Origin of the sequence: Murimonas intestini (assembly GCF_024622195.1) — a bacterium.
Taxonomy (GTDB): Bacteria; Bacillota; Clostridia; order Lachnospirales; family Lachnospiraceae; genus Murimonas; species Murimonas intestini.
In genome coordinates this window covers 48,382-69,851 of the sequence record NZ_JANKBI010000024.1, presented here as the reverse complement: position 1 = coordinate 69,851, position 21,470 = coordinate 48,382, and the positions used below count along the sequence as shown (strand labels likewise).

The window sequence follows — 21,470 nt, the reverse complement described above, 5'->3', positions numbered from 1 at the left end:
CTGAAGCTTTTGTTTTCGTGCAGGAGTCAGACAGCCGCAGCCTTGTATGCATCCGAGAGAAGTATCTCCCTGTTCGTTCCATAGAAAATATCTTTCTTTCCGGCAATCAGGCGCAGGAACTCTTCAAACTGGTTCCATGTATTATGGATATCAAATTCATAACTGTGACCCCATATGTACATAACAGAGAACTCATTATTGTCCAGTTCAAGGAAACGCTTTCCGTCCTCAAACAGGCGGTCTCCGTCCATAATGTGGTAGACAGTGGGCCGGAACTGGTACAAATCTCTCTGGGGAGTGAAATTGTGGCTGCATACAGTAGTCCGGGCATACTGGATGTGTGTCCTGCCGGCGATCAGTTCTGCCACGCGCCGGTTATAATTGACGCCGCCTCCGGGATAGGCCATCCCTGCAACTTCATAGCCGGCAAGCCGGCTTAAGTTCTGGCGGTCTTCCTCAACCTGCCGAATGATTTCAGAATCCTCCTCTATCTGGGGAAGAAGAGGGTGGGTGAGGGTATGGGCGGCTATCTCATGTCCGGCATATATATGGCGGATATCTTCCGGTTTAACCTTTGTATGGCTGACCTTTACACCCTCCCGGATGAGAGACCCGTCCAGGCCAAGCAGTTCTGAGTTTAGGTTGAAGGTGGCCTTCAGGCCGTATTTATTCAGCAGAGATATGAGGCGGATATCCTGGGTGACTCCGTCATCATAGCTGAAAGTGATGGCTTTTTTTCTGCCCTGGATTGTAGTTGTGTCTAAATTGGGGGAATATTCCATGTCTGATCTTGTTCCTTTCATTATGGTTTTAATAATTAAACTTTAGCACAAAAACAGCAAAAATAAAATAAAAGCATACTAATTTTTAAAAATTTCAAATCTTTGCACTAATTAAAAGTATGTGCTTCTGATTCATTGACTATCTGCCTAAATTTCCTATAATGAACCCAAAGCAACGGCACTGAGCCTGAGCGGCGGTATCAGGCGGCAGCCTAAGATAAAGGAGGAGAAGTAATGTCAAAAGTAAAAAGCGGCGGGGAAGCGGCTGTTTCTAAAAAGACCCTCGGGCAAAGGGTATATGCCCACAGGTGGTTCTATTTTCTGGGGGTCCCCGGAATGATCATTCTTGTTATGTTTAGTTATCTTCCAATGAGAGGTCTTCTGATGGCTTTTCAGGAATTTGACCCTCATCTTGGAATACTTGGCAGCAGGTGGGTGGGGCTAAAGCATTTTGAAAAGCTGTTTTCAGATCCGAAGTTTTATCTGATGCTGAAGAATACCCTGATAATCAGCGGCCTGTCACTTTTGACATTTCCGGCTCCTATCATACTGGCCCTGCTGCTGAATGAGGTACGATGCCAGAAGTATAAGAAATCCATACAGACGGCAGTTTACCTGCCGCATTTTATATCCTGGCCAATTATTGCCAGTCTTACCTTTCTGCTGCTGTCAAAGGAACAGGGGGCAGTTAACAAATTAATCATGGAGATGGGGGGAGATGCCCACGCTTTTTTATTTGATACAGGCTGGACATATCCCATCATAGTCCTTCAGTCTGTCTGGAAAGGTATTGGCTGGGGCTCTATCGTGTATCTGGCGGCCATTACAGGAATTGACCAGGAGATGTATGAGGCTGCCAGGATAGACGGGGCAAACAAGATTCAGCAGATGATAAAAATAACCATTCCCTGTATTATGCCGACAGTTGTAGTCATGCTGGTACTGAAGATGGGCAGTATAATATCTGTGGATTTTGAGCAGATCCTGCTGGTTTCAAATGCAATGAACAGGTCACAGACGGAAGTATTTGAACTATTTATATACAACTATGGAATTGCGTCAGGTTCAACTCAGTACAGCTATACCACGGCAGTGGGTATGTTCAAATCAGTAGTGAATACATTCCTTGTGGTACTGACTAACTGGTTAGTGACCCGCAAAGGGTATGACGGTGTTTTCTAAGAAGGAGGAAGCAGTTAAGATGAAGAAAAAAGAGAAAAAGAAAATGGGCATGAGGGCTAAGACCTTACTGGGCCAGTCAGTCTTAAACTTTATATTATTTTTACTTGCCGCAGTCATGATCGTCCCATTTATCTATATTGTAATGGTTTCCTTTACAGATGCAACTGTCTATGAGGCAGGAAAGTTTATACTGTGGCCTGAGAAATGGTCTCTGGATGCTTATGAGTATGTACTCACAGGGAGCGGTTTTCTGGATGCACTGAGATCTACACTGTTTATCACCCTGATCGGCACACCCTTAAGCGTTATCTTTAATGCAGGGCTTGGATATATGCTGTCAAAGAATACGCTTCCGGGAAGAAATATACTTAATAAGCTGGTTATGTTTACAATGCTTTTTGGAGCCGGAATGATTCCGGGTTACATAAACATGAGCAATCTGGGGCTTATCAATTCATTGTGGGCATGCATCCTGCCGGGAGCCTGCAGTGCATGGAATGTAATGGTAATGAAATCCTTTTTCCAGGGACTGCCTGCAGAACTGGAGGAGGCTGCGGAGATAGACGGCTGCGGTACCCTGAGGATATTTACCAGGATAGTACTGCCTCTGTCTAAGGCAATGCTCGCTACATTTACCCTTTTTGGGGCTGTATCATACTGGAATACGTATTTCAGCGCTGTGATGTATATCACAAAGACTGCCATGCTTCCTCTTCAGGTGTTCCTGCAGAAGATAGTGCTGGCATCTAATATCTCAGACGTACTGGATGTGGCCAGCAATCTGTCAACGGCTGTGCCGGAGGAAATTACGAAGATGGCAACAGTAGTAGTTGCAGTAGTGCCCATCCTGTGTGTATACCCGTTCCTGCAGAAACACTTTGCAAAAGGTGTGATGGTGGGAGCGGTGAAAGGCTAATTTACATATAAATAAAAATTTTAGGAGGAAGAAGAATGAAGGATTTAAGGAAATTCACAGCACTCATGCTGACAGCAGCACTGGCAGTCTCCGCACTGGCAGGGTGCTCCAAGGGAGAGGAAACAGTAAAGGCGGAGAGTGCCAAAGAGGAAAACACAGAAAAAGGAACTGAAGAAAAAGAAGCTGCCACAGACAAAGAGACGGATACACAGTCTGCAGCTCCGACAGACTCCGGGGAAGATATCGGCACTATCACTGTGATGGGAGTTGACTGGGGATTCGGACCGAAGCAGAACAGCAGCATGGAACAGTATTGGGAGGAATATTTTGACGTTGATCTTGAGATCGAATGGGTTTCTTATAAGGATTATGCCCAGAAGCTGAATACTCTGCTGGCATCAGGGAAGGCACAAGATATTCCGGATGTTGTTCAGGTCATGTCTTCTAATAACGGAGGTTTTTACTATCCTGTGTTTGCACAGGCAGTAAATTCAGGAATGTTTGTCAATATGGATCCTTACCTGTTTGATGAAAAGCTGGTGGAGAATAACAGAGTCATGAAGGAATGGTCCGATGAGGTATGGGAGAATACAAAGTACAAAGGGCATACATATATCCTTCCAAGAAGTATTTCAGAGGTAGCCCCCAATTCAGGAATCTGTGTGAGAAGAGATCTGATGAAGGAATACGGGTATGAAGAAGAGCCAAAAACAATGGAAGAACTTAAAGAATGGCTGCTCGGGCTTTCAGAGGCATCCGGCCTGTATGCTCTGGAATTTTCCACTCCGGACTTCAATGATGTCAGAGTAGCCGGTTTTGCCACTGCTTTTACAGGTCAGGGACAGTGGGGACTGGATGAGGAAGGAAATTTTGTCTACCAGCCGTTTGCAGAGGGATATATTGATTTTATGAATTGGATGAAGGACTTATATGATGCGGGGGCAATAGATCCGGAATTTATCCTGAACCAGTCAGAAGTGTCCAGCTGGAGGGCAGGCAAATCAGTTGCCAATCTGAATGCATGGTATAACTGGAACCAGTCTGAGGATAAGGTGTCTAATAAAGTATTTGACAAGAACACACCTGATACTTATGAAGCGTGGTGTCTGATGCCTGTGGAAGGGCCCAAGGGATATTCCTTATGCCTTCATTCCCTGGGTTATGGAGAATGTATAGCAATAAATGCAGGATGTTCTGAGGCTAAGATCCGTAAGATCATGGAGATTTTTAATACAACAGATGAAGAATATATGGACATTCTTATGAATGGTGTGGAAGGCCTCCATTATGACATGGTGGATGGTGAGCGCGTTATCAGTGATGAGCAGAAGACTGCCAGGCAGGAAGGTTATGTGGGCGGCTGGAACCAGATATTCTTAAAAGATAATTTTGATATCGTGGAACAGAAGTTTAAAGAAAAGAACTGTTCTGCGGAGGCCATCGACAGGGCTTATGAACTGAAAAAGGCAACAGAGGAGGAGGTACAGAAGATGGGTCTTGTCAGCCCTACTAACAATTTGATCTCCGAGACCTACAATAATTCATGGAGTACCTTGATTGCAGATTGCAATGATATGATAGCCCAGTATATAATGGGAGTTGTAGATCTGGATGGATGGAACAGCTACGTGGAAAGCATTACGAATTCACCGGAATACATGGCGATAAACGAGGAATTCAAGGCAGCAGCCCAGGAAAAAGTGGGTTAAGCGCTGCTATATAAATTAAATTGACGAGAGGTGCAGGATGGGAAATCAGTACGAAATAAAAGAGGGAAGTTTTAAGGCAGAGTTTGATTCACTTTACAAGTTCAGATGTCCGGAGTGGTTCCGGGACGCAAAGTTTGGCATATGGTCTCACTGGGGTCCCCAGTCCGTACCTATGTACGGGGACTGGTATGCCAGGAATATGTATATTGAAGGCAGCCAGCAGTATCTGTACCATCTGAGGCACTATGGACATCCCTCAAAGTTTGGATATAAGGATATCGTGAAACTCTGGAAAGCCGAGAATTTCGATCCTCAGGAACTGATGGAACTGTATAAGAAAGCCGGAGCCAGGTATTTCCTGGCCCAGGCTATGCACCATGACAATTTCTTTAACTACGATTCTAAAAAGAACAGGTTCAACAGTGTGAATATGGGGCCTCAAAAGGATATCGTGGGGCTCTGGAAGAAGGCTGCAATTGATAAGGGACTGCACTTTGGCATGTCAGAGCACCACGGCGCCTGCTTTGAATGGTTTAACACAAACAAGATGTGTGACAGGACGGGACCTTATGCGGGGGTGCCCTATGACGGCAATGACCCGGAATATCAGGATTATTATCTGGACAATAAGTATACGACTCTGCCGGGCCATACCAGAAGGCATTATACCTGGGATGAGAACTGGTATCCGAGATGGTATGAGGCGGTAAAAGAGGCTGTGGATATGTATGAACCGGAGATATTATATTCTGACGGAGCGCTGCCTTTCTACAGGAATTATGCGGATACACATGACAAGACATACCTGCCCGGCTTGTCCATGGCGGCACACCTCTATAATTCAAGTGAATCTAAATATGGCAGGAATGAATCTGTGTACCTGCATAAGGATGCCAGAGAGGAATTTTATAAAATAGGACTCCTGGACTTTGAGAGAAGTACGGATGAACAGGTCAGGGAGGAACCATGGCAGACTGATACCTGCCTGGGGCACTGGTTCTACGATGTCCGTGCTGAATATAAGACAGCCAGGCAGGTTACAGACTTGCTGGTGGATATTGTATCTAAGAATGGAAATCTTCTTTTGAACATTCCGCAGCGGCCGGATGGTACCATTGATGATGAGAGCAGGTTCACCCTGGAAAAGACAGCTGAGTGGATGGCAGTCTGCGGGGAAGGAATCTATGAAACAAGACCGTATGAGGTATACGGGGAAGGGTTGACCCACATTGAGGCGGAGAAGGCAGCCCAATGGACAAGGTATGATGTCAGGTATACCGGGAAAGCAGATGTGGTATATGCATTCCTCATGGGAAAGGGCAGCAATGCTGTGCTGCATGAACTTAGGGATTCATCTGAGGTAAAGCGTGTACAGCTTCTGGGTTATGGTGATGTGCCGTTTGACAAGGACCTGGGAATCTTAAATGTGCAGCTGCCCGATAAAATGCCCTGCGAATTTTCAAATTGTCTCAAAATACATTTTAGAGAGTGAGAAAAATGAGTAAATATCAAGAAGCTTTTGAAAAATGTCTCGTAAAAATACATAATACAATGCGGGAAATGCCGGAAACACCTGCAGAGTACGCTGCGTGCTCTGACGGATATTATTTCAGGCATGATGTATATCTGCCGTTTACACATATCGGGACATGGATGACTTCCTTTTTCACAGGGGAAGCCCTGCTGGCCTACCATAAGACAAGGGAGCAGGAATATCTGGAGTGGGTGAAAGGGTATCAGGAGGCATACAGGAGCAAGATTTTTGATACACCTATGGACACAATGCATGATCTGGGTTTTTTGTATACTCTGTTTTCAACAGGTGTTTATAAAGAAACAGGAAATGATGAGTACCGTATTCTGTCTATAAAGGCTGCAGATGAGCTGGCCAAGCGGATGAATCTGGATTGCGGGATGATCAGGGCCTGGGGCAGGTGCGATGTGTGGAATCAGCATAATGCCGGCCTGGCAATTATAGACTGCATGATGAACCTGCCTCTTCTGTTCTTTGCATGGAAAGAGACGGGAAATCCGTTTTATAAGAAGATAGCAGTAATGCATGCAGATAAAACACTTGAAAATTTCATACGCCCGGACGGGTCAGTCTGTCACGGATACCAGTATATGGAAGCGGCAGGTGTTCCTGTGGGGGAAGTGAATCACTGCGGCTACCAGACCGGGTCATTCTGGGCCAGAGGGCTGACATGGGCTGTCTACGGGTTCGCGCTTGCATACAGGTATACAGGTGAAGAGAAATACCTGGAGGCTTCTGCGGCTCTTGGGGACAGATTCCTGGAAGAGACCGGGAAGGACGGACAGGATCCTGTACCGCCATGGGATTTCAGGCTTCCTGACGGCCGGGAGAAAAAGCGTGACAGCTCAGCCGCGGCCATAGCAGCGTGTGCATTTCATGAGCTGGGCAAATACAGGGGGGCAGAAAAGTTCAGGGATGAGGGTGCCAGGATCCTTAGCAGGCTTTTAGAACCCGCCTATCAGAATAATGATATGGAGAGCAGCGGATTTTTAATGCAGTCCAATGGGTTAGGACATTGCACCAGCTTTGGGGATTATTTCTATATGGAAGCGCTGCTCAGATACATGGATGATTTTAAACCTTACTGGTAAGTATACAGCAGGCCTGTGTATTTACCAAAGCCAAATAGAAGGAGATAATTATGGCAGAGAAGACTGTACCATTCCGGTACCATGTGGGAGAAGCGATGGTGGAGCCGTTCTGGGATCCTGCTGTGAGCGGGCTGAAAGAATGGAAGATAGCAGACAACGGGGCAGCAGGCGTGAAAGTGAATCAGTACTGGTGTTATGTTCCGTATGAGTGGAGCAAAACGGCAGAGGACGGCACAGGAGCTGTCATTTACAGAGACTATGAGGATTTATGTGTGGATGGATATGATAGTCTCATCCTGGCGGCAGTAGTTCCCGATAATGGTTTTTTACGGCTGTCAGCAGATACAGAACTGGGTGTAAAGTCCGCTCAGGCAGATGGGGCGGGGAAAAAAGAACTCGTCCTCTCTCTGGATGGAGCCGTAAAGATCACAAGAATAACAATTTCCATCGGAAATACTACACGTATGCCTGCTACAGGATGGATAAACTGGCTGGGGGTACAGAATGACAGGCTGTTAGAGGAGCATCTGAAATTAAAGGCCCAGTTTGATGAAAAGTGGGAAGGATACTTAAAAGATGAGGATTATGAGCCGTCATTCAGGCCTGAGTACGGGCTGATTGCCACGGAAGAAGAGCTGGAAGTGCTGAGGGAGAGGTACAGGCAGCATTTGAACGAAGGCGGAAGAGATGTGTTCTATGAGAATATAAGCACGTACCTGGATATGAAGCCGGAAGAAATGATAGGTGACTATATGCGTCTGGCTGATGATGTCCGTTTCTGCAGGCAGAGAGATGAAGGACAGTTTATGGCTTTTAGCATCGCGGAAAAGCTGGTGCAGTATGCCCTGCTGAAAAAGGATAAAAAGGTGCTGCGTCTGGCTGCCCGCTATGCCATGTCTCTGATGATGACAGAAAACTGGCTGGATGGTTTTATCGCTGACTATCCTCTGGGGATATGGGAGCATTCTGCGTTTGTACCGTCCAGTATATTGAGTGATCTGGCCGCTGTGCTGGATGGTGCAGGAGAGCTTCTGACAGAAACTGCTAAAAAGATGATACGAAAGCAGATGATGGAAAAAGGGCTTTCTAAGGTCAATTCTGTAGTCTGGAGATATGATTCAATCTTTAAATGTAACCAGCTGGCCTGGTACAGCTACGGCCGGATGAGTGCATATGCTGTTCTCTCAAAGGAATACAGCCGCATTGTTCCATATATGGATCTGGCAGCAGGAGATATCGCGGACAGCATGAAGCAGGCCATAGGCACTGACGGAGGGGCGGACGAGGGTGTGTCATATTTCCTGTACCAGCCGGGCAACAGCGGCGGCGGCCTTTTCTGGTATGCACGTGCTCTGGGAAAGGATTTCAGGGATTGCGTACCCGGCGAGCTGGGACGGACAGATATGTATATTGATGCTATGAGTTCTACTATGGAGGATAAGGCATTTCTGCCTGTCTGCGATTATTCAGAGCCGAGGGATATCAGGGGTCTGGCTGTGATGGCTTATTTAAGGCCTGACAGCCTTTGGGTAAATGCGTACCACAAGAAAAAGGAAGAGCTTGGGGGCATGCCAAACGATTTTATTTCCTTTTTACTTGACTCAGAGATACCTGTGGAGGACAATGATCCAAAGACATTCGTGAGATTGTCCCAGTCAGGGTATGTTTCTTCTGTCAGAAGCAGCGGTGAGGGTAAGATGAAAGTCTTCGTACCGGGAAACAAAGCGGGGGCAGGACATAATCATGAGGACAAGGGAAGTTTTCTTGTGGAGTATAACGGGGAGCAGTTCTTTACGGATCCTGGCATGGTGAGTTATGGAAGCGCCCAGAGCCGCAGCCTGAAAATGTGTGATTTCCACAATATGCTGCTGCCAGTCGGCCTTGCAGAAAATCCTCATCCTGTAAATCCACTGCCGTATTTCTTTACACCTGAGGGAACAGGTGATGAGAGTGAGCTTCATCTGTCTATGGATATGACGCCGTCATTTGACAAGTATTTCAGCCTGTGGAGAAGAAGCCTGGATTCAGCATCTCCCTGTGAGCTTGTACTCACAGATGAGTATGTCCTGGGTCAGGGAAGCGGCGCGGCGGTACTGCTGAATACGTGGTTTGAGCCTTTACATACAGCAGACAGTATCATCCTTCAGGGCGGGAAGTCAGGATGTATCATAGAGATCCCGGAGGATATGGAGGCGGAAGTAAAGAAATATGAGATCAGGGACAAGGATCTCTTCCAGATCAGGCTTTACAGGCAGGGCAGCAGGGGGAAGATTCAGCTTAACATGAAATTCGAACCGGGTATCCCACAGCGCCCCGGTATACAAGGAGAATAATAATGAAGAAATTGACTGTATTTAGAAATCCTGCTGAAGATAAGCGGATCACGTATGGCATAAACCTTGTCATGGAGGAACTGGAGAGGCAGGGATATGAGCCGCTCTTTCTTGAGCGCCCGGAGGATCCTGCAGATTACAGGTGTACGCCGGGAAAGAAAATATATGCGGGAATCCTGGAGGAAGATGAATTTCTCAGGTGGGCATACCAGGAGGAGCTGCTCATATTCCATACACAGGCGCCAAAAGGCGAAGGGTTCTATCTGCAGACGCTTCCGGGAGGTCTTACGGTCATCTGCGGCGGCAGCAGTACGGGAGTCCTTTACGGGTGTATGGAACTTTTGGAACGCATTAAAGAGTCAGGAGAGCTGCCGGAAGAAATTGCATTTGGAGATGAACCGGTATTCAAACTGAGAGGACCGGCAGTCGGGCTGCAGAAGACAAAAATTGAGCCTCCCAGGCTTACTTATGAATATCCTGTTACGCCGGAACGTTTTCCATGGTTTTATGAAAAAGAGCAGTGGAAAGAATTCCTTGATATGCTCCTTTCCATGCGGTGCAATGTGCTGTACATATGGAGCGGACACCCCTTTTCCTCCTTTGTGAAAGTGAGTGATTATCCTGAGGCCCTGGAGGTCACGGAGGAGGAATATGAGAGGAACTGTTCAGTTTTCAGATGGCTGACAGAGGAGTGTGACAGGAGGGGGATCTGGGTGGTCTTAAAATTCTATAACATCCATATTCCTTTACCATTTGCAAGGGCGCACCGCCTGGAACTGCTGCAGAGCAGCATCGATCCCCTTGTGGCGGATTACACGTATAAATCTATTGTGGAATTTATTAAAGCATTTCCGAATGTGGGGCTGATGGTATGTCTTGGGGAAGCTCTCAGGGGGGACCAGAATAAGACTGCCTGGTTTGTGGAGACCATACTTCCGGCTGTGAAGCAGGGACTTTTAGAGGCAGGGATCCGGGAGGAGCCGCCTGTCATTCTCAGAGGCCATGACTGTAATCCTTTCACAGCCATGGAGGGGGCTAAGAAGCTGTATTCAAATCTCTTCACTATGTGGAAATACAATGGCGAGAGCCTGACTACATATTATCCCAGAGGGGTATGGCAGGAGCGTCACCAGAAGCTTTCGGAAATCAAGACAACACATATTATGAATGTACACATCCTGGCTGATCTGGAACCATTCCGATTCAATGCACCTCTCTATATACAGAAGTGTACCCAGGCGGGCAGAAGCCGGCTGGGAGCAAACGGCCTTCACCTATATCCGCTGTTTTACTGGGACTGGCCGTATTCACCGGATAAGACGAGTGAGCGCCTCAGGCAGATGGACAGAGACTATTTCTGGTTTGCGGCCTGGTTTAGGTATGCATGGAACCCGGACAGGGATGAGAGGGCGGAGAAGGAATACTGGATCCACTGCTATACACAATATTATGATATTTCCCGGGAAACGGCCGAGAAGCTGTTTGAAGCCCAGGAAGATGCAGCACAGTGCGCGCCCAGGATACTTGGACGGGTGGGGATTACAGAAGGCAACAGGCAGACGCTGAGTCTTGGCATGACTATGAGTGAGCTCACAAATGTGGACAGATACAGGCCGAACAGAGAGCTGTGGAACAGTGTGGCCAGAAAGGGTGAGCAGCCGGATGACTATGTCAAGAAGGAGCTGGCAGGAGAAAAACACGTTGGAGAGACGCCTTATGACATGATAAGCGATGTCCGGGTTTTTGCAGAGAGCGCCCTGAAAAAGATTGCGTCTGCCGTATCTGAGGTCTGTGCAGGCGGCGGGCGCCGGCAGGAATTATTTAGAATAAAAACAGATATCCATGCAATCTGCCTGATGAGTCTTTCCTATTGCAAAAAAGTGGAAGCAGCTATGAAGATCCTTCTATATAAATATACGATGGATGAGAAATGCCAGGGAGATTTCAAATTACTGGAAGAGGCAGCTGAGCTTATGAAAGAAAGCCTGGATTATTATAGGGAACTGGCGGATCTGACACAGGACACATATTTATATGCCAACAGTATGCAGACAAGGCAGAGGAAGATACCTTTTACAGACGGCGATGCATACGGCCACTGGACACAGTGTCTGCCCGAATACGAAAAAGAATATATGTCATTTGTGAGGAATCTGGATGGTTTAAAGAATGGAGTGCTTCCAAGAGCTGAATCAGAGGAAGAAATTGTGCCACTTCAGCCTTCAGGCTTTACTCTGCTTTCTGAGGAATGCGAGACATATAAGATTGAGAAGGGGGAATGTATTTTTAAGGATTCCCACGGACAGATACAGAAAGCAGCCCCTGAACTGAGTAATCTTACGGGCATCAGGATGGATCTGGGAGATGCCATGAACGGCGGGGTTCACATTAAAATCAGGTTTGAAGAGGATTCATACCTGCTTGTAGGCTACATGCAGACCGGCGGGGTGGAGTGGCTGAAGCTGCCGGATCTGGAAACAAATACACATGCCGATGACAGGGGAGGCCTTGCAGCAGTTTACAGGAATGCTGTTAAAACAAAAGGCTGTCCTGTAGTTGAAATCCATGCCTACCAGTATGAAAAAGGTGAACATGATATATATTTTGGCAACGGCGGATATATGATAGCCGGGGTAGTTTCACAGCAGACGGTGCTGGCGCCCAGAAATGCAGATCTGGGGGGAGAGGGGCTGGAGACTCTGGACTGGATGTACGGGCAGTAACCTGGAGGTATCGGAATGAAGAAAGGAATTATTGCAGCGGTATGCTGCATGGTGCTCCTGCTGGGTGCGTGTTCAGGGAAAACTGCAGAAGAAGACAGCAGTACTGCCGGAAATGAAGAGGCAGCGCTGAGCATACTTGTGATGAGGACAGAGGAGACAAAGGAGGGAATCTGGCAGGGCTGGGGAGCAAAAAAGCTGTACGATGACCTGCAGATAAAGCTAAATTTTTTTCCCACAGGAGTAAAGTCAGGAACTACGCTTTCACATTATCTCATTGCCGGGCAGCTGCCGGATATCATGGGGCTGAAGGGAACAGACTATGCACAGCTGGTGATGGATGCAGATATGCTGCTGCCATTAGACGAATATGAGGACAGGCTGCCCAATATATTCCAGAATGAGGCTTATGCAGACGCAGTCAGATATTCCAGGGACCATACAAGCGGCGGCACGGGGCATTTATTTATTATGCCGGTGGCTATCGGACCTGCTGATTTTCATTCGTTTAACTGGGTGCCTCTTCTGCAGTGGGATGCATATAAGCAGGCTGGCATGCCGGAAATCAATACGCTTGAGGACTATCTGGACGTGGCAGAACAGATGACTGCTATCAAGCCGGTTACAGAAAAAGGTGAAAAGGTATATGGATTTTCACTGTTTAATGAATGGGATATTGTATCAGCGCTTGAAATATCTACACTCTCCTACATGTATGGGATCGATTCAAATTTTGTTTCCCCTCTTATGGAGACGAGCATGATTACCAGGGAGACAAAGTCTCTTCTGGCAGAGGACAGTTTTTATAAAAGAGCGCTGAGGTTTTATTTTGAGGCAAATCAGAGAGGGCTTCTCGATCCCGATTCCATGTCACAGAAATACCAGGATGTGGAGGATAAGTTTAGTTCAGGGCAGGTTATGTTTTCATGGTTCTCCTGGCTGTATGGAAGTTATAATTCAGAAAATCAAAACAATCCTGATGGGGCTGACGGTATGGCCAGTGTGGCAGCGAAGGATATGAAACTGTTTAAGGCGCCTGAGCAGACTATCGGAAGGCAGTGGTATTTTTCCATATCAAAAAACTGTAAAGACATAGATGCTGCTCTGGAATTTCTGAACTGGCTGTATGATCCGGCTGTACAGCAATATCTGACAAACGGCCCCCAGGGAATAACATGGGACTATAATGAAAAAAAAGAGCCTGAAATCATAAACTGGGAGTTGGTAGATGATTCGGATAAACCTTTGATGCCGGAGAGCATTGGAGGGGGAGCATTTAAAGACGGGGTTGAGTTTTTAGGAACCCTGGGTATGGAAGCGGCGACAGTTATGGAGGATGGTTATTCTCTGAGCTACAGGTACTGGCCCTCCACCCTGGAACGAGATCCCTCCCTGATGAAGCAGGAGGTAATGGAAATGCTGGGGTGTGATACTCTGGCAGAATACCTGTATAAGAATCATATGGTGGCAGAATCGACCCAGGCTATTAACATGGTTCCAACGGCAGATCATGAGTTAGAGCTTATTATAAATGATATTGGCGAAGTTGTTAAAAAATACTCCTGGAAAATGGTGTATGCAAAAGAAGAAGCTGAATTCGAAAGGATGTGGGATGAGATGACAGACCAGGCGGAAGAACTGGGAATTGACCAGGTGACTGAGTATTATACCAGAGAGTGGGAGAAGGCCCTGAGGTTGGTGGAAGAGTATGAGTGAGAATACAGAAAACAAAACTATAACACCGGAGTGGAGCAGGGTTATGCAGGAAGCTCCCAAATGGTTCCGTGATGCCAAGTTCGGCCTCTTTTTCCACTGGGGCCCGTACAGCGTTCCGGCTTATCAGAATGAATGGTATTCCAGAAAAATGTACACACGGGGCCTGAAGCAAAATATCTATCATGAGAAAACATTTGGCACACTTCATGATTTTGGGTATAAAGATTTTTATGACATGATGGACGGAGGTAAGTTTGACGCCGACGCCTGGGCGGACCTTGTTGTGCGTTCCGGGGCACGCTATGCAGGGCCGGTGACAGAACATTGTGATAATTTTTCCATGTGGGACAGCCGGGTCAATCCTGTCAACAGTGTGAATTACGGACCCCACAGGGATATTACGGGAGAATGCGCAGAAGCCTTCAGGAAACGCGGGATCAAGTTTATTTCTACCTTCCACCACCAGTGGCTATGGGGCTGGTTCATGTCTACTGACAGTGAGGCGGATGTCTATGATCCGGCAAATGAAAAATTTTATGGCCCGGCTCTCCCGCTTGAGACGAACCGCTATATCCCGTACAGGTATCCTGATGAAAAGTTCTGTAAAATGTGGCGTGAAAAAGTATTTGAGGTCATTGATAAATACCAGCCGGATGCCATATATTTTGACAGCCGTACATGTATCATTGATGAGGAAAGCCGTTTTTTAATTGCAGATTATTACTATAATAAGACAGGACATAAGGACGGGATCATCACCTATAAGAAGGAAGATTTTCCGAAGGGGATTGGTGTATTTGATATTGAGTGCGGGCGATTTTCAGAGCAAAAGCCTTTTCCCTGGCAGTCAGACGATCATCTGGAAGATAGTAACACCTGGTGTATGGTACAGGAACCAAAGTATAAATCCGCTGCTACGATCATACACCAGCTCTGCGATATCGTAGCTAAAAATGGATGTCTGCTCCTGAATGCAGGGCCATATGCCGATGGCTCATTTCATCCCGAAGCTGTAAAAGTGCTGTATGAAATCGGGGATTGGCTGTCAGTGAATGGGGAAGCCATCTATGAGACACGTCCATTTAGAGTCGCTGCCGAAGGGCCGGCTGATGTTCAAAGCGATATCCTCACAAGCCGGGACTTCCGTTTCACTCAGAAAGACGGAGTAGTCTATGGGATTGCCATGGGCTGGCCGGAGGATAATACCCTGCGTATCCGCACACTTGGAAGAAAAGGCCCGGGGAAACTTGCCCTGGATGAGAACTCCAGGCTTTCACTTGTGGGCAGCAGCAGCCCTGTCTCCTGGGTGCAGGAGGAGGAAGTATTGATCATCAGCCTGCCGGATGAGAAACCTTGTATGCATGCATATGTGGTACGCATTGAAGGCGGACAGTCCTAAAATACATTACCGGGACACACAATAGCGTTTATATAGTGTATCATAAACCCGTATTTCTGCAACCGAAAGGCACAGAAATACGGGTGTTTTCATGCTTTTGCATGAAAACACCTCGCGGAACAGTGAGCGGTAACGTTTTTTGCAGAAAGCAACTGGAAGCCAACAATGGTATGATTCTTAACTAACTGATGTTAGAGATTGGTTTTGACAACATAATTATAAAATGTTTAAAAATATATAGACAAAAATATAATTATGCTGTATTATGAGGGGTAGATTAAGGGGGTATTTAGATGAACAGTAAGAAAGAGATATGGAACCATTCAATCGATGATATTGTAAAAGGGTACACTGAGAGTGAGGATGGGTATGAGTGTATCGTATGCGGCAGAACCTTTGAAAGAGGAAGGATATATCCTGAAAATGAATTATTATATGACGCCTGCGGCGCGGTCAGAAAGCATGTGAGCGCTGAGCACGGGAACATGGCAGACTACATCCTGGGGCAGGAGCTGGGGCTGACCGGACTGTCGGAAGTCCAGAGACAGATCATGCAGCTGATGTCAGGCGGCAAAAATGATAAAGAGATAGCTTCTGCTGTGGGGATAGCCCAGTCTACGGTCAGAAACCACAGATTTAAACTGAGGGAGAAGGAAAAACAGGCCAGGATGTTTCTGGCTCTGACGGAGGCCCTGGAGAAAAAGACCAGGAGCAGGATCGATATCAGTGATAAGGGAGTAATTGAAGAGATACATTCTTCAGCTACAATGATAGATGAGAGGTATGGGATCACCGAACAGGAACGCATTAAGACTGTGAAAACTTATATGGATGAGAATGGCGGGCTGAAGCAGTTCCCTGCAAGAGAGAAGAAGAAGATCATACTTCTGAGAGAGATAATGAAGAATTTTAAAAGGGATGTGGAGTACACAGAGGCAGAGGTGAACAGGGTGCTGAAGAGGATCTATGAAGAGGACTATCCGGGTATCAGGAGGGCTCTTATAGAATATGGATTTATGGACAGGGCTGCCGACTGCAGCGTGTACAGGGTCAAGGAATAGTATTATCAGTAAAGACATCAAAAAAGACAGAAGCTGAAAAAGGTGGAATGCACAGATATAGTGCATTCCACCTTTTTGTTGGATAAAATGCATAAAATACTGCTCTTTTATACAGTTTCTGTTATCCATATTAATGCAAAATGCCAAAAAATATTAAGTTAAAAGGAAGATATAGACAAGGAAAATAATTTGTGCTATAAATAGGTTAAACGATTAAGCGGTTATTCGATTAACCGGGCGGAGGTGTCATATGGCAAGACCTACTTTAAAGAATGTGGCTGAACGGGCTGGGGTATCTGTGGCAACAGTGTCTTATGTGCTCAACGGCAAAAAAAAATATATATCAGAGGAAACAAAGGAGAGGATCTATAAGGCGGTGGAGGAGCTGGATTATATTCCGGACATGAATGCCAGAGGACTGGCTGCCAGGGATACGAAATTAATAGGGGTGGTGATCCCCCAGACAGAGCCTGGCTCAGAGCTGATGTTCCACAATCCCTTCTACGGTGAGATATTGAGCAGCATAGAGTATCAGGCGCGTCTGAACGGATATCAGCTGATCATATCAGGGATGGATGTGGATGCCAATTATATGAGGCTGGCAAAGGAGAGGAATCTGGACGGCATCATAGCTATTGGAATGTATCCTGATGAGCTTTACGAGCAGTTTAAGAAAATCGACATCCCTGTAGTACTGGTGGACAGCTACTGCAAGGATAAATTCTTTCACAATATCAGGATAGACGATACGATGGGGAGTTATGAGGCAACAAAGCATGTGATTGGCTGCGGCCACAGGAAAATTGCCTTCCTCTCAGGAATGCTTAAGGAAAACGGGGTTATGAAGAAAAGGTTCCTGGGTTATAAAAAAGCTCTGGAAGAGGCCGGGATAGCTTTTTGTGAAGAGTACATATATGAAGGCGAGGTTGATTATAAAAGCGGAGAGGAGCTGGCGCGCCTCATAGCGGAAAAACATCAGGGCATAACAGCAGTTATAGCGGCAGCAGATATCCAGGCCATTGGCGCCATAAAGGGATTTTACGAAGCAGGAATAAATGTGCCCGAAGACATGTCAGTAATGGGGTTTGATAACCTGGAAATGTCTCAGTTTATCATCCCCGGTCTGACAACAGTGGGGCAGAATATAGCGCTGAAAGGGGAGAGGGCTGTGGAACTTCTTGTAGAGAACATGGACAACCCTGATATGGAGAAGCAGGAAGAAATACTGCCTGTTATGGTGGTGGAGAGAGGCAGCATAAAGCAGATATAACATCAGGACGGATGAGGAGAAAAAGAAAGTGAAAAGAATTAAATTATGTCAAACGCCAGATTACAGTGGTCACAATACAGGCAGCAGCGCTGATCAGAGGATGGAGTGCAGCACGGACAGATTTCTTACAGAACTTCCGGGCAAAGAGACAGCAGCAGTTTCGTGGAATCAGGAGGGGGAACAGATCCATTTGGAGATCAGCCTTCCATATGAAGGGGTCTACGGACTGGGAGAAAGGTTTAACGGACTAAATCAGAAGGGTAAGAATCTGGTGATAAAGGTCGAAGAGAAATTTTGCTACCAGGGAGAAAAGACATATTGTCCCATGCCGTTTTTCTTTACTGACACAGGATTTGGATTCTACGCAGATACAAGCTGTGTGACAGAGTTTGAGTTTAAGGAGAAGATACGCTGTGTACTGCCCGCTGGCACAGAAATAGTAATTTTTACAGGCACGCCAGCGTCTGTCATATCGGAATACATGGAGCTTTGCGGCAGGGCAGTCCTTCCGCCTGACTATGCCTTCGGTCCCTGGATATCCGCAAATCACTGGAATTCAGAGGCAGACGTATACATGCAGATGGAGAATCTGGAGAAGTTTGTGTTTCCAGCCTCTGTACTTGTCATGGAGGCATGGAGCGATGAGGCCACATTCTACCTGTTTAACGGAGCCAGTTGTACCGGAGGAGACAAAGAGAGGCTGGCAGTCTCTGACCTTGATTTCAGCAAAAGCAGCCGTTTCAGAGATCCTGCGGAAATGATCAGGAAGCTTCATGAGAAAGGGCTCCATCTTGTCCTGTGGCAGATACCTGTCTATAAAAAGCAGGGCGGGGATGAAGAAGTGAGCGTGCAGAATGAGAAGGACAGGCAGGAAGCGCTGGAGAACCGCCTCTGTGTGATGAATCCGGATAATACCCCCTATGAGATACCAGAAGGACACTGGTTCGCCGGGTCATGGGTCCCCGACTTTACGAATCCCAGGACAAGAAGCTTCTGGTTTGGAAAAAGGCAGTACCTGTTGGATATGGGGGTGGACGGATTCAAGACGGACGGAGGAGAGTTTATCTACAGGGATGATGTAGTGTTTGCCGATGGTTCTGCGGGCAGAGAAGGTATAAACAGATATGCCGCCGATTATCTGAGGGCGTATACAGAATTCATTGGTTCAGGCCGTGTGCTGTTTTCAAGGGCAGGGTATACTGGGATGCATACTGTACCCATGCACTGGGCGGGGGATCATCAGTCTGATAATGAGGAATTTGTAAGTACTCTTCATGCCGGATTGTCTGCTTCAGTGAGTGGTATAATTTTCTGGGGCTTCGATATAGGAGGATTTGCGGGACCCCTTCCCAGTCTGGATCTGTACAGAAGGGCTACTCAGATGGCCTGCTTCTGTCCTGTGATGCAGTGGCACTCGGAGCCGGATGGAGGCCAGTTCCGTGAGCTGATGGCCGGAGGCAGCGGAAATAATGAGAGAAGTCCCTGGAATATGGCCGAAGCATACGGCTGCCCAGGTTTTATAGAGGAAATGAGATATTGGCACTGGCTGAGGATAAACCTTCTGCCTTATATCTGCAGCAGCGCGCGCAAATGTGTGAGAGAGAATATGCCATTTATGAGGCCGCTGGTATATGGCTGGCCCCAGGACAGAGAGGCTGCCGCTAATGAGGATGAGTATTGTTTTGGAGACGGGCTGCTGGTTGCACCTCTGATGGAGGAGGACAGTACACAGAGGCAGGTGTATCTGCCGGAAGGCGGCTGGTACAATTTCTTTACGAAGGAACGCACAGAGGGAGGCAGAAGTGTGATGACAACCGGCGGCGGACCAGGAGTCTTCGTGAGAGAGCATCAGGGAATCGCACTGCAGACAGAGCAGGGTAAGAAGCTGGGAGAGCCTGTTAAGCACCGGGAGGCTGCAGACTGGAAGCTTCACCTGATACTTGCAGGAAGAAGCGGTGAGTACACTTATCTGTCGGACAGAGAGCCGGTCAGTATAACATGGGATTACCCTGATGTCAGCGTGGCAGGCGGACACATAGACGGCCTGTCCTGGGAGATATGGGTCTGATATAAAATTTATATTCCTGGTCTGTATGGGAAAGGAGGAGAGTATTGTGCAAAAAGAAAAAAGAAGGCGTCAGTACCTGCCGCGGGGGACATGAAGTCCGGGATACGGGGAATAAAAAGGAATAGCAAAATACCTGTCGTCGGCAAACGAACGGCACTGAAGGTGCCGTACAGTATCGTGCTACTCCAGTTTTATTCTAACGTATCGGCAGAGAAGATGCAACTAAAAACAGAACAGATTAAGCTTATGCCGCCGTATGCGGCAGACTGGAGGAATTTATGAGAAATAAGAAAGTTAACAAAGCATTGTCCATTATGTTAGCATCTGTTATGGCAGCATCCATGGCCGGATGCGGGACTGCCGCAACAGTACATGCAGCTGATTCTGAGACGGAGGCGGCTATGGCTCCGGTGAAGGACCCGGAGGAAGAGGTAACTATTAAATTTACGAATTTTAATGCTTCAGGCGGCCATGAAGAGACACTGGAGAAGATGTATGAGGCTTTTTCAGAGGAACACCCTACGATTAAGGTTGACATAGAGACAGTTGGTTATGATGATTACTTTACACAGATGCAGACAAGAGTGGCAGGGGGGACAGCCCCGGACTGTTATGAACTGAATATAGAGAATTTTGCGGCGTATGCGGCTAAGGGTGTACTTGCGGAGATCAAAGATGTGGATACAAGCGGCATTAATGAGACAGCCTTACATGCATTTAATGTAGACGGCAAGCAGTACGGCGTACCAGGCAGCTTCTCCAATGTAGTGCTTATTTACAATAAAGACCTGTTTGACCAGGCAGGGGTGGAATACCCGGACGCAGACTGGACCTGGGATGATGCGCAGGCAGCGGCAGAGAAGATCAGGGCCCTTGGGGATGATATTTACGGTATCTACGCTCCCACTACTTATAATGAATTCTTTAAAGTAGCAGCACAGTACGGCGGTTCCCTGCTCAATGAGGACAAGACAGAGTTTACAATTAACTCAGCTCCAAACCAGGAAGCTGCAGAGATGATGGTTGGAAGGATCGTGGATTCTAATGTACAGCCTACAGAGGCCCAGATGGGCGGAATGAAGGACTGGGATCTGTTCGAGAGCGGCAGGCTGGGAATGATTCCTACAGGCATATGGGCATTCGGCGAATTTACAGAGGCATGTGAATTTAACTGGGATATCTGCGTAGAGCCGGGCGGAACACAGAAGGCTACACATTTCTTCAGCAATGCTTATGTAGTAAATGCAGACAGCAGCCAAAAGGAAGCGGCATCCATATGGGTAAGCTGGCTTGCCTCCAGCCCTAAAGCGGCAGAGATCAGAATAGCAGACGGATGGGACCTTCCGGCAATCACAGATGAAACAGTTCTGGCTGACTATTTAAAAACAACACCGCCGGATAACAGGCAGGCTGTATTTGATTCTCTGGATTACCTGATCACACCGCCGATCATTGAGGATTACAGCATGATGTCAGATATCATTACAGAAAAACTGGGCGAAGCGGCATCCGGGAAGATCACGGCAAAGGAAGCGCTTGACCAGGCACAGGAAGAATGTACACAGAAGATCAAATTAAAATAGTTACAGCAGTAGTCTCCAGGCTGCCGGAGGATGTCCGGCAGCAGGGTTATCCTGTGCCCGGCAGTGCAGGATAGCCTTATGGGAGAGCCGTGATTTTTTAGAGGAG

At 47.1% G+C, this 21,470-nt stretch carries 14 protein-coding genes; 13 read left to right on the top strand and 1 reads right to left on the bottom strand.

What is annotated here, in order from left to right:
- Nucleotides 1-26 precede the first annotated feature (26 nt).
- A complete protein-coding gene (locus tag NSB28_RS23085) occupies nt 27-782 on the bottom strand; it encodes a polysaccharide deacetylase family protein (protein WP_109627101.1) in 756 nt (251 codons plus the stop codon).
- Nucleotides 783-1,016: 234 nt separating this feature from the next.
- Here NSB28_RS23085 and NSB28_RS23080 point away from each other — a divergent pair, with 234 nt between their 5' ends.
- The 13 genes from NSB28_RS23080 (at nt 1,017) to NSB28_RS23020 (ending at nt 21,364) form a co-directional block, all read left to right on the top strand.
- Nucleotides 1,017-1,964 (top strand): ABC transporter permease, encoded by a 948-nt coding sequence (locus tag NSB28_RS23080; RefSeq protein WP_109627099.1) that lies wholly within the window; start codon nt 1,017-1,019, stop codon nt 1,962-1,964.
- A 19-nt stretch (nt 1,965-1,983) separates the two neighbouring features.
- Nucleotides 1,984-2,880 carry a carbohydrate ABC transporter permease gene (locus tag NSB28_RS23075; RefSeq protein ID WP_187374260.1) on the top strand — a complete coding sequence of 299 codons (897 nt, stop codon included), beginning with the start codon at nt 1,984-1,986 and terminating at the stop codon, nt 2,878-2,880.
- Nucleotides 2,881-2,915: 35 nt separating this feature from the next.
- The gene (locus NSB28_RS23070; protein WP_109627095.1) at nt 2,916-4,589 is read left to right on the top strand and encodes an extracellular solute-binding protein; all 1,674 of its coding nucleotides are present in this window, start codon (nt 2,916-2,918) and stop codon (nt 4,587-4,589) included.
- A gap of 37 nt (nt 4,590-4,626) precedes the next feature.
- Nucleotides 4,627-6,081 (top strand): alpha-L-fucosidase, encoded by a 1,455-nt coding sequence (locus tag NSB28_RS23065; protein ID WP_109627092.1) that lies wholly within the window; start codon nt 4,627-4,629, stop codon nt 6,079-6,081.
- A 5-nt stretch (nt 6,082-6,086) separates the two neighbouring features.
- Nucleotides 6,087-7,214 carry a glycoside hydrolase family 88 protein gene (locus tag NSB28_RS23060; RefSeq protein WP_109627090.1) on the top strand — a complete coding sequence of 376 codons (1,128 nt, stop codon included), beginning with the start codon at nt 6,087-6,089 and terminating at the stop codon, nt 7,212-7,214.
- Between the two features lie 50 nt (nt 7,215-7,264).
- Nucleotides 7,265-9,547, top strand: a complete 2,283-nt coding sequence (locus NSB28_RS23055) for a heparinase II/III domain-containing protein (RefSeq protein WP_109627088.1) — start codon at nt 7,265-7,267, stop codon at nt 9,545-9,547.
- A gap of 2 nt (nt 9,548-9,549) precedes the next feature.
- Nucleotides 9,550-12,270, top strand: coding sequence for a hypothetical protein (locus NSB28_RS23050; protein ID WP_109627086.1), 2,721 nt, complete (start codon nt 9,550-9,552; stop codon nt 12,268-12,270).
- A 15-nt stretch (nt 12,271-12,285) separates the two neighbouring features.
- Nucleotides 12,286-13,983, top strand: coding sequence for an extracellular solute-binding protein (locus NSB28_RS23045; RefSeq protein ID WP_109627083.1), 1,698 nt, complete (start codon nt 12,286-12,288; stop codon nt 13,981-13,983).
- Entirely contained in the window at nt 13,976-15,382 is a 1,407-nt protein-coding gene (locus tag NSB28_RS23040) for an alpha-L-fucosidase (protein WP_109627081.1), read from the top strand. Before NSB28_RS23045 ends, NSB28_RS23040 begins: the two co-directional genes overlap by 8 nt.
- Before the next feature lie 293 nt (nt 15,383-15,675).
- A complete protein-coding gene (locus NSB28_RS23035; protein ID WP_109627078.1) occupies nt 15,676-16,443 on the top strand; it encodes a DUF2087 domain-containing protein in 768 nt (255 codons plus the stop codon).
- A 250-nt stretch (nt 16,444-16,693) separates the two neighbouring features.
- Complete coding sequence (locus NSB28_RS23030; protein WP_109627075.1) at nt 16,694-17,713, top strand: LacI family DNA-binding transcriptional regulator; 1,020 nt, start codon at nt 16,694-16,696, stop codon at nt 17,711-17,713.
- 28 nt (nt 17,714-17,741) lie between these two features.
- A complete protein-coding gene (locus tag NSB28_RS23025) occupies nt 17,742-19,781 on the top strand; it encodes a glycoside hydrolase family 31 protein (RefSeq protein WP_257497719.1) in 2,040 nt (679 codons plus the stop codon).
- Between the two features lie 278 nt (nt 19,782-20,059).
- On the top strand, nt 20,060-21,364 hold the full coding sequence (locus tag NSB28_RS23020; protein WP_109627073.1) for an ABC transporter substrate-binding protein: 1,305 nt from the start codon (nt 20,060-20,062) through the stop codon (nt 21,362-21,364).
- Nucleotides 21,365-21,470: the final 106 nt, after the last annotated feature.

Excerpts from the sequence above, each read along its gene's own strand:
- NSB28_RS23075 (WP_187374260.1), top strand. The coding sequence starts at position 1,984 with ATGAAGAAAAAAGAGAAAAAGAAAATGGGCATGAGGGCTAAGACCTTA.
- NSB28_RS23055 (WP_109627088.1), top strand. The coding sequence starts at position 7,265 with ATGGCAGAGAAGACTGTACCATTCCGGTACCATGTGGGAGAAGCGATG.
- NSB28_RS23070 (WP_109627095.1), top strand. The coding sequence starts at position 2,916 with ATGAAGGATTTAAGGAAATTCACAGCACTCATGCTGACAGCAGCACTG.
- NSB28_RS23020 (WP_109627073.1), top strand. The coding sequence starts at position 20,060 with ATGAGAAATAAGAAAGTTAACAAAGCATTGTCCATTATGTTAGCATCT.
- NSB28_RS23035 (WP_109627078.1), top strand. The coding sequence starts at position 15,676 with ATGAACAGTAAGAAAGAGATATGGAACCATTCAATCGATGATATTGTA.
- NSB28_RS23080 (WP_109627099.1), top strand. The coding sequence starts at position 1,017 with ATGTCAAAAGTAAAAAGCGGCGGGGAAGCGGCTGTTTCTAAAAAGACC.
- NSB28_RS23030 (WP_109627075.1), top strand. The coding sequence starts at position 16,694 with ATGGCAAGACCTACTTTAAAGAATGTGGCTGAACGGGCTGGGGTATCT.
- NSB28_RS23050 (WP_109627086.1), top strand. The coding sequence starts at position 9,550 with ATGAAGAAATTGACTGTATTTAGAAATCCTGCTGAAGATAAGCGGATC.
- NSB28_RS23085 (WP_109627101.1), bottom strand. The coding sequence starts at position 782 with ATGGAATATTCCCCCAATTTAGACACAACTACAATCCAGGGCAGAAAA.
- NSB28_RS23045 (WP_109627083.1), top strand. The coding sequence starts at position 12,286 with ATGAAGAAAGGAATTATTGCAGCGGTATGCTGCATGGTGCTCCTGCTG.
- NSB28_RS23065 (WP_109627092.1), top strand. The coding sequence starts at position 4,627 with ATGGGAAATCAGTACGAAATAAAAGAGGGAAGTTTTAAGGCAGAGTTT.
- NSB28_RS23040 (WP_109627081.1), top strand. The coding sequence starts at position 13,976 with ATGAGTGAGAATACAGAAAACAAAACTATAACACCGGAGTGGAGCAGG.
- NSB28_RS23060 (WP_109627090.1), top strand. The coding sequence starts at position 6,087 with ATGAGTAAATATCAAGAAGCTTTTGAAAAATGTCTCGTAAAAATACAT.